General features: G+C 70.7%; 12 protein-coding genes and 2 pseudogenes. 10 read left to right on the top strand and 4 right to left on the bottom strand.

The genetic code is table 11. The features are described 5' to 3' along the window. Window positions 1-24 precede the first annotated feature (24 nt). Entirely contained in the window at window positions 25-321 is a 297-nt protein-coding gene (locus tag M2271_RS20775) for a YciI family protein (protein WP_280888773.1), read from the top strand. A gap of 43 nt (window positions 322-364) precedes the next feature. Here the strand turns inward: M2271_RS20775 and M2271_RS20770 are convergent, their stop codons facing one another. Then, window positions 365-1,405: an oxidoreductase gene (locus M2271_RS20770; protein ID WP_280888823.1), complete on the bottom strand. Its 1,041-nt coding sequence runs from the start codon at window positions 1,403-1,405 to the stop codon at window positions 365-367. Between the two features lie 358 nt (window positions 1,406-1,763). Between M2271_RS20770 and M2271_RS20765 the strand changes: the two genes are divergently transcribed. After that, entirely contained in the window at window positions 1,764-2,180 is a 417-nt protein-coding gene (locus M2271_RS20765; protein ID WP_280888772.1) for an SsgA family sporulation/cell division regulator, read from the top strand. Window positions 2,181-2,499: 319 nt separating this feature from the next. Here M2271_RS20765 and M2271_RS20760 read toward each other — a convergent pair. Beyond that, window positions 2,500-2,745: pseudogene (locus M2271_RS20760) on the bottom strand (GPP34 family phosphoprotein); the annotation flags it as partial. A 299-nt stretch (window positions 2,746-3,044) separates the two neighbouring features. Here M2271_RS20760 and M2271_RS20755 point away from each other — a divergent pair. Continuing rightward, on the top strand, window positions 3,045-4,649 hold the full coding sequence (locus M2271_RS20755) for an ABC-F family ATP-binding cassette domain-containing protein (protein WP_280888771.1): 1,605 nt from the start codon (window positions 3,045-3,047) through the stop codon (window positions 4,647-4,649). Between the two features lie 242 nt (window positions 4,650-4,891). Here M2271_RS20755 and M2271_RS20750 read toward each other — a convergent pair whose 3' ends face one another. Next, window positions 4,892-6,241, bottom strand: coding sequence for an aminotransferase class I/II-fold pyridoxal phosphate-dependent enzyme (locus M2271_RS20750; protein ID WP_280888770.1), 1,350 nt, complete (start codon window positions 6,239-6,241; stop codon window positions 4,892-4,894). Between the two features lie 268 nt (window positions 6,242-6,509). Here M2271_RS20750 and M2271_RS20745 point away from each other — a divergent pair, with 268 nt between their 5' ends. The 5 genes from M2271_RS20745 (at window position 6,510) to M2271_RS20725 (ending at window position 11,209) form a co-directional block, all read left to right on the top strand. Next, window positions 6,510-7,505 (top strand): hypothetical protein, encoded by a 996-nt coding sequence (locus M2271_RS20745; RefSeq protein ID WP_280888769.1) that lies wholly within the window; start codon window positions 6,510-6,512, stop codon window positions 7,503-7,505. A 19-nt stretch (window positions 7,506-7,524) separates the two neighbouring features. Then, the gene (locus M2271_RS20740) at window positions 7,525-8,340 is read left to right on the top strand and encodes a deaminated glutathione amidase (protein WP_280888768.1); all 816 of its coding nucleotides are present in this window, start codon (window positions 7,525-7,527) and stop codon (window positions 8,338-8,340) included. After that, entirely contained in the window at window positions 8,340-9,302 is a 963-nt protein-coding gene (locus M2271_RS20735; RefSeq protein ID WP_280888767.1) for an ABC transporter substrate-binding protein, read from the top strand. Before M2271_RS20740 ends, M2271_RS20735 begins: the two co-directional genes overlap by 1 nt. A gap of 24 nt (window positions 9,303-9,326) precedes the next feature. Next, window positions 9,327-10,376 carry an amino acid ABC transporter permease gene (locus M2271_RS20730; RefSeq protein ID WP_280888766.1) on the top strand — a complete coding sequence of 350 codons (1,050 nt, stop codon included), beginning with the start codon at window positions 9,327-9,329 and terminating at the stop codon, window positions 10,374-10,376. Between the two features lie 80 nt (window positions 10,377-10,456). Further along, complete coding sequence (locus M2271_RS20725; RefSeq protein ID WP_280888822.1) at window positions 10,457-11,209, top strand: amino acid ABC transporter ATP-binding protein; 753 nt, start codon at window positions 10,457-10,459, stop codon at window positions 11,207-11,209. Window positions 11,210-11,284: 75 nt separating this feature from the next. Here M2271_RS20725 and bla read toward each other — a convergent pair whose 3' ends face one another. Continuing rightward, entirely contained in the window at window positions 11,285-12,280 is a 996-nt protein-coding gene (gene bla, locus M2271_RS20720; RefSeq protein WP_280888765.1) for a class A beta-lactamase, read from the bottom strand. A 157-nt stretch (window positions 12,281-12,437) separates the two neighbouring features. Between bla and M2271_RS20715 the strand changes: the two are divergent. Continuing rightward, window positions 12,438-13,061 (top strand): annotated as a pseudogene (locus M2271_RS20715) (LysR family transcriptional regulator); the annotation flags it as partial. 283 nt (window positions 13,062-13,344) lie between these two features. Then, on the top strand, window positions 13,345-14,121 hold the full coding sequence (gene ddaH, locus M2271_RS20710) for a dimethylargininase (protein WP_280888764.1): 777 nt from the start codon (window positions 13,345-13,347) through the stop codon (window positions 14,119-14,121). The last annotated feature ends 192 nt before the right edge of the window (window positions 14,122-14,313 follow it).

Below are 14,313 nucleotides of genomic sequence, written 5' to 3'. Positions count from 1 at the left end.
CCCGGACGGCGTACGCTCGTGATCATGTTCGTACTGGAGCTGACCTACACCGCCCCGCTCGATGCCGTCGACGCCGTGTTGGAGGCGCATGTCGCCTGGCTCGACGAGCAGTACGCGCGAGGCGTGTTCCTGGCGTCCGGGCGCAAGAACCCCCGCGACGGCGGAGTGATCCTCGCCGTCGCGGAGGACCGCGCACAGGCCGAGGAGATCGCCGCCGGCGACCCCTTTGTCACGGCCGGGGTGTGCTCGTACCGCATCACCGAGTTCACCGCCACGAAAACGGCGCCGGCACTGGAGCGATACCGGGAGACCATCCGGTGAACGAGTACCCGGATTCCGGCGTGTGCGGCATGCCGATGACCGGTCAGCTTTCCAGGCGGGCCACCCGCCCCTGCTCGCCGGCCGCCCAGCAGCCCCGGTCCGGGGCGCAGTCCACGGTGTCGTACGAGCCCGTGTCCACGGTCCGCCAGGTGCGGCCGCCGTCCGTCGTGAGGTCGGTGCCGGTCGGGCCGACGGTGAGGGCTTCCGTGCGGCTGTGCGGGAGCCAGGCGACGCCGGAGCGGTAGGCGGGCGGCGGCTGGGCGGCGGGCTGCCAGGCGCGACCGCCGTCGGTGGTCCGCGCGGCCGGCTGCGGGGAGGTCTGGCCCGGGCGGTAGTCGCCGCCGGCGGCGAGGCCGTGCGCCCGGTCGCGGAAGGCGAGCGCGAACACGCCCCGGGCCGGATCGCCCGCCGGGATCGGTGTGACGGAGGCCGTCCAGGTCAGCCCTCGGTCGGAGGAGTGCAGCACCCGCGCGCGGGCGGCTCCGCCGGTGGCCAGCCACACGTCCCGGGGGCCGGACGAGACCAGGCACTGGCCGCTCGCCGCGAAGCCCGCCTCCCCGTCCTGCGCGGCCGGCATCCCGGCGCCGGGCAGCACCTTCCAGGTACGGCCGCCGTCGCCGGTGGACAGGATGCGGAACCTTCCGTCCACGGGGTCGCTCATCGCGAGGCCGTGACGGTCGTCGAAGAAGGTGAGGCAGTCGTAGAAGGCCTTCGCGTCGGTGTTGCGGAAGGACTCGGTCCAGGTCTTGCCGCCGTCCTCGGTGCGGTACACGCGGGACGCCTCGCCCTCGCCGATGGCCAGCACCACCGCGCGTCGCGCGTCGAACGCCTCGATGTCCCGGAACTGCAGCTCGGCGGCGCCCGGCGGCGAGATGTTCCGCCAGCTCGTCCCGCCGTCGGTGGTGCGCAGCACGGTGCCCTGCGTTCCGGCGACCCACGCGGTGCTCCGGCCGACGGCCGCGAGGCCCCGGAAACGGACCTCGGGGGTGCCGGTGTCCTTGAGCTGCCAGTGCGGGGTCCGGGAATGCGAGGCCCGGGAGTGGGACTCCTCCGCCTGTGCGGGTGCGGCCGTCAGGGCGGCCAGTGCCGCCACGCAGGCCGCCCCCACGGCGATCGTCCGGCTCGTCCGGCTCGTCCGGCTCGTCCGGCTCCTACGTATCGTCCGGCTCGTCCGTCGCGTGTTCCCCAAGGGCGTCATGGCGGGCGAAGCTAGCCGATCACCCGGGTGCCGTCCAGACGGCAGGTCCGCCCTGTGCGGGTTTGCCTCACTCGCCCCAAGTGCCCCTCGGGAACCATGCGATGAGTTGAATCACTCCGGTGAATGAACGCGGTGACAGAGGTCACTCGATATTCGCATGCACGGATGGAGTCATTCCGGCGTCTCTTCCAGTGCCCGGCCTCATTCCCGGAAGTCCGTTCCGCCGTCACAAGGGAGCAAGGCGTTGTCCATCGTCATCGAGCAGCCGGTCGAGGCCCGCCTCGTCGCCGCTGCGCCGCGGATGCCGAGCATCCCCGCCACACTGCACTACGACCGGCGCGACCCGTTCGCCGTTCGCATGACCTTCCCCGCCCCGGCCACCCTGGAGAATGTGGAGGTCTGCTGGACCTTCAGCCGCGAGCTGCTGTCGGCCGGCCTCCAGCACCCCGAGGGCCACGGCGACGTGCGGGTGCGCCCGTACGGCTACGACCGCACCGTCCTGGAGTTCCACGCCCCCGAGGGCACCGCCGTGGTGCACGTCCGCTCGGGTGAGCTGCGAAGCTTCCTCAAGGCGACCGGCGAGCTGGTACCGGTCGGTCTGGAGCATCTCCAACTGGACCTGGACCACGATCTGGCGGAGCTGATGCGGGACGCCTGCTGAGGCTTCCGGGCGCCGCCTGCCGAGCCTTACGGGTTCGGCGTCCGCCCGGTGCCCCCGGTTCTCCCAGCTCCCCCCGCGCCCCCGGTTCTCCCGGCTCCCCCCGCGCCCCCGGTTCTCCCTGCTCCCCCCGGCCCCTCGGACGCACCGTCCAACAGGGCGCTGAGCTCGCCGTGGTCGAGCCAGCCCGTCAGCGACTCGCAGGCCCCCGCGTCCAGCAGCTTCCGCGCCGCGCGGCGGACCTTGGCTTGTGCGGCCCCGCGGTCCCCGAACCGACGCTGACCTCCGGGCGGCACCGAGCGCCACGTCGACGAAAATTCCACCAGTGGTGCGGCCGTGACTCACGGGCCAGGTCGAGGAGACCGTCGAGGACGGGGTCCCCGGTGCCGGAGTCCAGGTCGGCGGGCGTGGCGATGCCGTCCTCGTCGGTGAGCAGGCCGTGCTGGGCCAGCTCGACGAGGGCCCCCGCCCGGACCAGAGGGGGCAGCCGGCCGGCGCCGGTGACCTCCGTGCTCTCCCGGGCCAGCAGGCACCGGCGGGCCGGGAGCGAGAGGGGGCCGTGGGGCACGGGGGCTCCTTCGGGCGGTGTGACGGGGCTCAGTTAATGCGTTGACACCGATCGGAGCCGTTCATACGGTGGACAGCGGTTCTGTTGTCGTTGATAGGAGAAGGACGTTGCTCGTCTGAGGTTCCGGGACACCACGTCACACACCTGAGGTGTGTGCGCTGTCTGCGACCTCGGCATTCGAGCCGCCCTCCGGAACAGGGCCTTTCTCATGTCTCATGCCGGGGGCCTCTCCCCGGCGGTCGCAGGTGTCTCGATACGCGTTTGCCCCTGATCGCTTCGAGCAACCGCGGAGACCCCGTATGTCCATCGCCATCACCTGTACCTCTCTCGCCTTCGTCTGGCCCGACGGCACCTCCGTCTTCGAGAGCCTCGACGTCGCCTTCGGGCCCGGCCGCACCGGCCTCGTCGGCGTCAACGGCTCGGGAAAATCCACCCTGTTGAAGCTGATCGCCGGGGAACTCGCCCCGGCGGACGGCACCGTCCGCGTCGCCGGCGAGGTCGGCTGTCTCCCGCAGAACGTCACCCTCGACACCACACTGAAGGTGGACGAGGCGCTCGGTATCGCCGCCCGGCGGGCCGCGCTGCACGCCATCGAGGCCGGTGACGTGACCGAGGAGCATTTCGAGACGGTCGGCGACGACTGGGACGTAGAAGAACGAGCCCTGGCCACCCTCGGCGAACTCGGGCTCGGTCACATCGAGTTGGACCGCACCGTCGGCGAGGTGTCGGGCGGCGAGTCGGTGCTCCTGCGCCTGGCCGCGCTGCTGCTCCGCCGGCCGGACGTGCTGCTGCTCGACGAGCCCACCAACAACCTCGATCTGTACGCGCGTCGGCGACTGTACGCGGCCGTCGCGTCCTGGCCAGGGGTCCTGGTCGTGGTCAGTCACGACCGCGAACTCCTCGAACTCGTCGACCAGATCGCCGATCTGCGCTCCGGGGAGATCACCTGGTACGGCGGCAACTACTCGGCGTACGAGGAGTCGCTCACCACCGAGCAGGATGCCGCCGAGCGCATGGTCCGTGTCGCCGAGGCCGATCTGAAAAGGCAGAAACGTGAACTGGACGACGCCCAGGTCAAGTTGGCCCGCCGCAAGCGGTACGGACAGAAGATGTCGGACCAGAAGCGCGAGCCGAAGATCGTCATGGGGGCGCGCAAGCGCGCGGCGCAGGAGTCCGCGGGCAAGCACCGCATCATGCACGAGGAGAAACTCGCCGAGGCCAAGGAGCGGCTCGACGAGGTGGTGGAGGCCGTACGGGACGACGACGAGATCCGCGTCGACCTGCCGTACACGGCCGTACCGCCTGGCCGTACCGTCCTCACGCTCCAGGATCTGGAACTCGCGTACGGCGCACGCGTGTCGGGCGGTTTCGCCCTGCGCGGCCCGGAGCGGATCGCGCTGATCGGACGCAACGGGGCGGGCAAGACCACGCTGCTGCGCACGATCGCCGGGGAGCTGGAACCGGTGGCGGGCGAGGCGAAGGTCCATGTCCCGCTCCGGTTCCTGCCGCAGCGGCTGGACGTGCTCGACGGTGAGCTGACCGTCGCGGAGAACGTGGCCCGGTTCGCGCCGGGCGCCACCAACAACCGGATCCGGGCGCGGCTGGCCCGCTTCCTGTTCCGGGGCGCCCGCGCCGACCAGAGGGCGGCGACGCTGTCCGGCGGCGAACGCTTCCGGGCGGCGCTGGCCGCGCTGATGCTGGCCGAACCCGCTCCGCAGCTGCTGATGCTCGACGAGCCGACGAACAACCTGGACATGGCGAGCGTGCGGCAGCTGACGACGGCCCTGGAGTCCTACGAGGGCGCGCTGATCGTGGCCAGCCACGACCTGCCGTTCCTGGAGTCGGTCGGCATCACCCGGTGGCTGCTGCTGGAGGACGGAGAACTGGGGGAAACCACGCCATAGCCGGTCCAGTATCGACACTGAGGGCGCGTTCACCGGCGAACACCTGCGACGGGCGGAGGGGAGGCGGAGGCGGCGGCGGTGCTCACCGGACGTGAGGCGGCGGCGAGGGCGCGGGATCCGGTGCGCGGGCGGTACGGGTACCGGTACCGGTACCCGTACCCGGCCTGGCCATCGTCCTCCGCACCTTCGGCGCCACACAAAGCCCGAAACCGACCTCGACCACAACCCGAACCCCGACAAGATCAGCCAAGGTCCGTCGGCGAGGCCGACGCCGCCAGTGCGATCAGCGCCGCCGTCTCGTCCAACGCCCGCGCGTCCTCCGTGAGGCGGCTGGTGGCGATCCGTACATGGGGGTCGGCGTAGGAGACGCAGAAGCGGCTGCCCGGTGAGACGGTGACGCCCCGCGCCGCCAGTGTGACCAGCGCGGACGTCTCATCCGCGACCGGTACCCACAGCATCAGGCCGTCCCCGTTGACGGTGTCCACGCCGTGTCCGGCGAGGCGGTCGGCCAGTGCGCGCCGACGCAGGTCGTAGCGGTGCGCGGCCGCCCCTACGCAGCGGCGCGCGTCGTCGTCGGTCAGCAGATGGGCCAGGGCATCCTGGAGGATCCGGCTGGTCCACCCCGTACCGAACGTACGCAACACGCGCGCCCGTTCGACGACTTCTCGCGGCCCGCCGACCACCGCGATGCGCAGATCAGGCCCGTACGACTTGGAGTACGAGCGCACCAGGGCCGTCCGGCGCGGGAGATGGGCGCCGATGCTCGCCGCCGGGCTCATCGCGACGGGGCCGATGCCGTCGTCCTCGATGACGACGACGTTCGGGGAGCCTTCGAGCAACGCGGCCAGCGCGGCGGCCCGTTCCTCGCTGACCGTCCAGCCGCACGGCGCCTGCGCCCGTGACTGGTGCAGAAAGAGCACGGGGCGCTGCCGCAGCGCGTCAGCGAGGGAGTCGGGGAGTGGTCCTTCCGCGTCGCAGGCGACCGGCACGATCTGTGCGTCGAGCGCTTCGAGGATGTCCAGCAGTCGTGCCGCGGTCGGGTCCTCCACCGCGACCCGGTCGCCGGGCACGATCAGGGACTGGCAGAGCAGTTGTACGCCTTCGTAGCCGCCGCCCACGGCCGTCCAGGCGCTCGGTTCGAACGGCCAGGTGTCCCGTACGGCCTCCAGCAGGGCGGGGGTGATGGCGGCGCGGGAGTAGTCGTTGAGCTGCGGATTGCGTGCTCCCGCGAGCAGGGCGTTCTCCAGCCCCGGAAGCAGGGCCGGGTCCGGGGCGGCCACGGCGAGGTCCAGGGTCAGATGGGATCCGAGGTCCCCCACGCGCTCGAAACGGGCCGGGTGCGGGACGGTCGGCGGCCCGCTGACGACGCTGCCCCGGCGGCCGAGCGTGGTGATCATCCGATGCCTGCGCAGTGCCGCCCAGGCCTCCGCCACGGTGCCGGGGCTGACACCGAGTTCGGCGGCGAGGCCGCGCACCGTGGGCAGTGTGCTGCCGGGCGCGAGTTCCCCGGACCTGATGAGATCCGTCATCGCGGCCGCGATACCGCGTGCACTGGCGTCCGGGATGCGCGCGGCCAGACCGGTTCTGGTCACCGCGTTCTCCTGCATTGCCCCACCCCACGACTGTCTGAGCCGCGCTCTGCTCGGCCGCGCGGCGGATCACGGCAGGTTACAGCACGGAAAAATTATGTTCGGGAACAAAGAGGACCTTGTTTGCTCAATCACTGAACAATAGTGTTCCAGCCATCGCAAGGCCGAATGTGGCCGAAAGTGATCTATATGCGAAGTATGCTGAATGCAAGGAGTGCCCGCTGTGTCTTCCCCCGCACCGACGCCCGCGTCATCGTCCGCGTCATCTCCCGTGATCCGTCTGGGACTTCGTGACTGGGACCATGTCGTACCGCTGACCTCCGGGCTGGTGGACGTCGCGGGCTTCACGGTCCGGGTCGACTCGCGCGACACCACTCCCGACGTACTCGCCGAGCCCGGACTCGACGGCGGCGAGACCTCGTTCAGCCGCTACGTCCAAGCCCGCGCGGCCGGCGACGACCGGCTGGTCGGCCTGCCCGCGTTCGTCATGCGCGGATTCCGCCAGCGCTGCGTACTGGTACGGGTGGACAGCCCGCTGCGTTCCCTCGCCCAGCTCGCCGGAGCCAGGGTCGGGCTCACCGGCTGGCCGGACTCCGGCAACACCTGGACCCGCGCCCTGCTGCGCGCCGAAGGCGTCGATCTCACCGGGGTGACCTGGCGGGTGGGGCCGCTGACAGCGGGGGAGTCGGGCAAGGACCGGCTGGGCAGCAGGCCGCTTCCGTCGAACGTCTCCGCCATGGGCGAGAGCGAGACTCTGGAGGGGGAGCTTGCAGCGGGCCGGCTGGACGCGATACTCAGCCCGTTCATGCCCGCTGAACTCTTCACCCCCGACAGCCGCTTCCGGCATCTGCTGGACGACCACCGGGCGGCCGAGCGCGCCTACTGGGCGGCCACCGGATTCGTCCCCGGAATTCACCTCGTCACGCTCAAGCGCGAGGTCGTCGAGGCCCATCCCACGCTGCCCGCCGCGCTGCTCACGGGCCTGGAGCGGTCCAAGCGCCGCTGGGTCGAGCGGCGCAGGCTGCTCGCCGACACCACGCCGTGGCTGCTGCACGAACTGACCGAGTCGGCCGTCCTCTTCGGCGGCGACTGGATGCCGTACGGGGCCGAGAGCAACGCGGAGATGACCAGGGCCTTCTGCGAGGAGCTGTACGCGCAAGGGGTCTGGCCCGAACCCATCGACCCGGCCGTGGTCTTCCCCGACCCCGCGCTCGCGACCGTCCCCGACGTCGCACTTCCCCACACTCTTCCCCTTTCCGCCGTCTGAGCCTCCCGGAGCCGTCACCATGCGCATAGCCGTCGGACAATTCGCCGCCAGCCCCGACTGGAAGGACAATCTGGCCGCCTGCCAGGAACTCACCGCCGAGGCGGAACGGGGCGGGGCGGATCTGCTCGTACTCCCCGAAGGGGTACTCGCCCGCTTCACCGAGGACCGCCACCGCATCCGTGAGGTGGCCCAGCCGCTGGACGGCCCGTTCGTCAGCGAGCTGCGCGCGACGACCGTCGGGAGCCACGTCACCGTCGTCGTCGGAATCCATGAACCGTCGGACGACGGCCGGGTGTTCAACACCCTCGTCGCGCTGCGCGACGGGGAACTGGTCGGCCGGTACCGCAAGATCCATCTCTACGACGCCTTCGGCGACCAGGAGTCGGCGAACGTCCGCCCGGCGGACGAACCACCCGTCGTCATCGAGGTGGCCGGCACCAAGGTCGGCCTCATGACCTGTTACGACGTGCGCTTCCCCGAACTGGCCCGGCTCCTGGTGGACGCCGGCGCCGAGGTCCTGGCGCTGCCCGCGGCCTGGGTACGCGGTCCGGCCAAGGAACGCCACTGGGAAGTCATGATCACGGCACGGGCGCTGGAGAACACCTGCTGGGTCGCGGCGAGCGGCGAGTGCGGCCCGCGCAACATCGGCAACAGCCTTGTCGTGGACCCGCTCGGCACCGTACGCACCCGGCTCGCCGCCGTACGCGGGCTGGCCTGGGCCGAGGCCGACCCCGACATGACCTCCGCGGCCCGCCGGACCCTGCCCGTGCTGGCCAACCGCCGGTTCGCCGTCGACCCGGCCGTCATTCCTCTCGCACCATCTGGAGCCCACTGATGAGTTTCCCGAACCGCTTCCCCAAGAGAGTCGGACTGGTGGTCACCACCGCCCTCTCCTGTTGTCTCGTCCTCGCGGGCTGCGGCGCCAACCCGCCCCAGGCCAAGGGCGCCACGGACAGCTCCACCGGCGCCGCCGCCGACCAGGCGAAGCCCAAGCTGACCGTGGACAAGGAACTGAGCGCGCTGCTGCCCGAGAAGGTGCGCACGTCCGGCAAGCTGGTCTCGGTCAACAACGGCTCCTTCCCGCCGTACGAGATAGCCGGCCCCGACGGGCACAGCCTCACCGGAGCCTCCGCCGACCTCTCCGACGCGCTCGGGCAGCTCCTCGGCGTCAAGATCGAGCACGTCACTGCGGACGGCCTGCCCAGCGAGCTGACCGGTATCAAGGCGGGCCGCTACGACCTCGCGATCGGTCCGATCGGAGACTTCAAGGACCGTCAGAGCGCCAACGATTTCGTGGACTGGGCGCAGGAGTTCGTCGTCTTCGCCGTGAAGAAGGGGAACCCGCAGGGCATCAAGGACCTCGACACCGCCTGCGGCAAGCGGATCGCCGTCATGGGCGGCGGCTCGGCCGAAGGCGTGATCAAGAGCCAGTCCGAGAAGTGCGTCGCGGACGGCAAGCCGGCCGTCAAGGCCCAGTCGTACAAGGACCAGCCCGGCTCGATCCTGGCCGTACGGTCCGGCAGGGCCGACGCGTTCTTCTCCTCGCAGGCGCCCCTCACGTACTTCGTCTCCCAGGCGAAGGGCGAACTCGAACTGGCCGGGACAGGCCAGTCCAACGGCTTCAACGACCTCTACCAGGGCGCGGTCGTCGCCAAGGACTCGCCGCTGCGCGACGTACTCCTCAAGTCGATCCAGAAGCTCATCGACAACGGCACCTACGGCCAGATCATGAAGCAGTGGGGTCTGTCCGCCAACCAGCTCGACAAGCCCGGTGTCAACCTCGGCGGCGACGCCTGATCCCAGTGAGGAGGTGAGCCGACCATGGCCACCGCACACTCTCCCACCTCCACCACCTCCACCATGAACGCCGCCACGGACGATGCCGGTCGGGCCGCCGAGCCGGGTGCGGTCCCCGCCGTGGATGTGGCCGGAGCCGCCCACATACGCCATCCGATGCGGTGGCTGTCGGTCCTGGTCCTCGCGGTCCTCGGCGCCCAGCTCGGCCACTTCCTGGTGACCAACACCAACTTCGAATGGTCCACCGTAGGCAGCTACTTCGGTGCGGAGGTCATCGGGCGGGGCATCGCGACGACCATCGAACTGACCGTCATCGCCATGCTCATCGGCATCGTCGGCGGCGTACTCGTCGCGGTCGGCCGGATGTCGGAGAACCGCGTGCTGAGCGTCGTCTGCGGCGCGTACGTCTGGTTCTTCCGCGGGATCCCGGTCCTGGTCCAACTGGTGTTCTGGTACAACCTCTCGGCGCTGCTGCCCCGGATCTCCTTCGGGGTGCCGTTCGGCCCCGAATTCGTCAGCGGCGAGACGAACTCGCTCATCACCCCGCTGCTCGCCGCCGTCCTCGGCCTCGGGCTCAACGAAGCCGCCTACATGGCCGAGATCGTGCGCGGTGGCCTGCTGGGCGTCGACCAGGGGCAGACGGAGGCCGCCGCCGCGCTCGGCATGGGCAAGACGCGGATACTGCGGCGCGTGGTGCTGCCACAGGCGATGCGGTTCATCGTGCCGCCCACCGGCAGCCAGGTGATCAGCATGATGAAGGCCACCTCGCTGGTGAGCGTCATCGCCCTGGCGGATCTGCTCTACACCGTGCAGTCGATCTACAACCGCACCTTCGAGACCATCCCGCTGCTGATCGTGGCCTGCCTCTGGTACCTCGTCATGACGAGCGTGCTCTATGTCGGCCAGTCGTTCATCGAGCGGTACTACGCACGCGGGGCGACCCGCCACGCCCAGCAGGGTTTCTGGGACTTCGCGCTCTTCCGCCGACGCGGCGCCGCAGCCACGTCGCCCGCCACCGGCACATCGTCCGCCTCGCCTGCCGATCCCACCACCGAGAAGGAGGAGACTCGATGACCGAGGACATCTTGGCCAAGGACACCTTGGCGAAGGCCCCGCAGGGGGACGATCCGGCCGATCCCGCCGTCGCGCCGCCCCTGGTGGTGGCCCACGGCGTACACAAGCGGTTCGGGCACCTGGAAGTGCTGCGCGGTATCGACATCGACGTACGCGAAGGCGAGGTCGTCGTCCTCATGGGACCTTCCGGGTCCGGCAAGTCGACCTTCCTGCGGTGCATCAATCATCTGGAGCAGATCGACGCGGGCTCCATCCATGTCGGCGGCCGGCTGATCGGCCACCGCACGTCCGGCTCTCGCGTCCACCATCTGCGCCCCCGCGAGGTGACCCGGCAGCGCCGTGACATCGGCATGGTGTTCCAGCACTTCAATCTCTTTCCGCACCAGACCGTCCTGGGCAATGTCGTGGAGGCACCGGTCGGGGTGCTCCGGGTGCCGAAGGCCGAGGCGCGGAAGACAGCACTCGCGCTGCTGGAGCGCGTAGGCCTGTCGGACAAGGCCGACGCCTACCCGAGGCAGCTGTCCGGCGGCCAGCAGCAGCGCGTCGCCATCGCCCGCGCCTTGGCGATGCGGCCGAAGCTGATGCTCTTCGACGAGCCGACCAGCGCCCTGGACCCGGAACTCGTCGGTGAAGTACTCGCGACGATGCGGGACCTGGCCCGCGACGGCCTCACCATGATCGTGGTGACCCACGAGGTCGGGTTCGCCAAGGAGGTCGCGGACCGGGTGGTGTTCATGGACGGTGGCCGCGTGCTGGAGAGCGGCACCCCCGAGGATGTACTCGACCGGCCGTCCAACCCCCGTACCCGCGCCTTTCTCGGACGTTTCCTCTGACGGCTGGGACAGCACGATGACAGCCCGGCCCCGCAGGCACCTCTCACAGCCGCCGCAGCGCGAACCACCACAACATCAGTCGCGACCCAGGCCGTCCACGGCCACCGTGGCCGCCTTGGCGATCAGGGCGTCCCGGCGTTCGGCGCCGTCCTTCTCGCGGCTGGACATCACCGCGAGCACGATGGGGTGGCGACCGTCGTCCGGCCACACCACGGCGACGTCGTTGCGTCCCCCGTACCCGGCGCTGCCGCTCTTGTCGGCCACGGTCCAGTCGGCGGGGAGGCCGGCCCGGATGAGCGTCTCACCGGTGGTGTTGGTCTCCATCCACGTTCTGAGAAGCGCTCGTTCGTCCCGGCCCAGGGCCTTGCCGAGCAGGAACGCCCGCAGGTCGCCGGCGATCGCGCGGGGCGTGCTGGTGTCGCGGAGGTCGCCGGGTGTGCCGTCGCTGAGCTCCGGCTCGTACCGGTCCATCTCGGTGACGTCGTCGCCGAGTCGCTCCAGGGCCTGCTCCAGGCCGTCGGGGCCGCCGAGTTCGTCGAAGAGCAGGTTGGCCGCCGTGTTGTCGCTGTACCAGAGGGTGGCGGCGCACAGTTCGCGCAGACTCATCCCGGTCTCGACGAAGTTCTCCGACACGGGCGAGTTCTCGACAAGGTCGTCACGCGAGTAGGTGACCACCTTGTCGAGCCCGTCCAGTCCCCGCTGGTCGAGCACGGCCCCCACCGCGAGCGCCTTGAATGTCGAGGCGTACGCGAACCGCTCGTCCGCCTGGTGGCCGACCGACCGTCCGGTGCCGGTGTCCAGGGCGTAGACACCGAGCCGCGCGTCGAACTCGCGCTCCAACTGCCGGAACGCCTCGGCGGTGGGTTTCGGTGCCGCCGTGGAGGACGCGGATCGCGGGGAGGCATCGGGCCTCGGGGAGGCGCCGGACTTCGGCGAGGCACCGGACTTCGGCGAGGCCGCGGAAGAGGCAAACGCGAGCCCGGTCTCCTGGCCGCACGCCGGGACCGCGGCGAGCGCGAGTAAACCGGCCGCCCAGGCGGCGCCGCGGCGCATGCGATGCGGGTACGTCATGGGAGGAACTCCAAGTCGTCGAAGGATCGTGAAACGCCGGGGCGACGCCCTGGCGAAGCCCTGGCGAAGCCCTGGCGGAGACCACCCTCCGGCCGGTGGACGGCTGTTGTCCAAGACGTCCGCGCGTCCTTCCATGCTGGTTTGGCATAGTGGGAGCGTGGATCTTGTCGCGGCGTGCCGGGCGTTCGTCAACGTGAGCGAGTACGGCAGTTTCACGGTGGGCGCGGCAGTGGCCCGGACGGCCCAGTCGGTCGTGAGCCGCCGCGTCGCCGCGCTGGAGCAACGCCTCGGCGAACGGCTGTTGGTGCGGTCCGCTCGCGCGGTGACCCTGACGCCGTTCGGCCGGGACATGCTGCCGCTGGCGCAGCAGCTCGTACGGCTGGCCGACCGCCTCGACCACGAGGCGGAGACCGCACGGCACCGGCCGTTGCGGCTCGCCGTCCCCGCCGTCTGCCCCACCGGCGCCCTCGCCCACCTCATCGCCCAGGCGCACGACCACGGAATCCTTCTCGACCCGCGCCCCGCCGGGCCGGCGGAGCGCGCCGACCTCGTGATGTCCCGGCAGGTGCGCGCGGCCCTGCTGGCGGTGGCTCCCGGCGAGGCGGCCTGGACGGTGCCGCTGGGTCTGGCGGTCGCGGACGATCCGGGCGGCGGACCCATCTACCTGGACGTCCTGCGCCCCGGTCGCGCCGATCGCGCGCGCCGGCCGCGCCGCGTGTGGGTCCAGCCGGAGGACGACGTACAGCATGTCCGGGACCGCCTGGTCCGCCTGCGGGACGCCGAGGCCCTCATGGGGCAGGTCGCCCGTCGCCTGCGCGACCACCTGCGCTCCGAGCCGGTCTGAACCCCGCCGCATGTGCCGTACCGCAGACGGGGCGTCCCCGCCGAACCGCAGGCAGGTGTCCCCGCCGGACGGCCCGGGAGTGTCCCCGCCGGAGGGCCCGGGAGTGTCGTCCCCCAGAATGGCGCTGCATGATGGTCCGTTGACGCCCGACGGCTTCCGGCGATCCCGGAAGCACCGGCGGCGCGGTCCCGACACGCCCATCCGATACGGAGTCACGCTCGTGCCCAGCAAGAAGGCCCTCGTCCGCCGCCCCAGCCCGCGCCTCGCCGAAGGTCTGGTGACGCACATCGAGCGGGAGCGGGTCGACGTCGGCCTGGCGCTCGAACAATGGGAGGCGTACGTCGAGGCCCTGCGCACGTACGGCTGGGAGACCATCGAGGTGGATCCGGCCGACGACTTCCCGGACTCGGTGTTCGTCGAGGACACCGTGGTCATGTACAAGAACGTGGCGCTGATCACCCGGCCCGGCGCGGAGTCCCGGCGGGACGAGACCATGGGCGTCGAGGAGGCCGTGGCCCGCCTCGGCTGCTCGGTGAACTGGATCTGGGAACCGGGCACGCTGGACGGCGGCGATGTGCTGAAGATCGGTGACACGGTATACGTCGGCCGGGGCGGACGCACCAACGCGGCCGGTGTCCAGCAGCTGCGGGCCGCGTTCGAGCCGCTCGGGGCGCAGGTGGTCGCCGTGCCGGTGAGCAAGGTGCTGCATCTGAAGTCGGCGGTCACGGCACTGCCCGACGGGACGGTCATCGGGCACATCCCGAAGGTCGACAAGCCGTCCCTGTTCCCGCGCTTCCTGTCGGTGCCGGAGGAGTCCGGGGCGCACGTGGTGCTGCTCGGCGGGGGCAGGCTGCTGATGGCGGCGAGCGCGCCCAAGACGGCGGACCTGCTCGCCGACCTCGGTAACGAGCCCGTCCTGGTGGACATCAGCGAGTTCGAGAAGCTCGAGGGCTGTGTGACATGCCTCTCGGTGCGGATGCGGGAGCTGTACGCCTGACCGAGTGCGCCAGCCCTGCGCCGGGCCCGCTTCCGGCCCCGTACCTGCTCTTCCCGGGAGTCGTTTGTCATGCGCGGCTAACACCGCTGATCAGGGATGTTTACACTGTTCTTAACCTACGGTGTCGTAACCTACGGATACGTAGCCTACGATTTCGTAAGTTAGCTGGCACCGCTCGCCGGAAGCCGCTCG

Source organism: Streptomyces sp. LBL, assembly GCF_029893585.1.
GTDB lineage: Bacteria > Actinomycetota > Actinomycetes > Streptomycetales > Streptomycetaceae > Streptomyces.
This window is presented reverse-complemented; position numbering and strand designations above follow the sequence as displayed.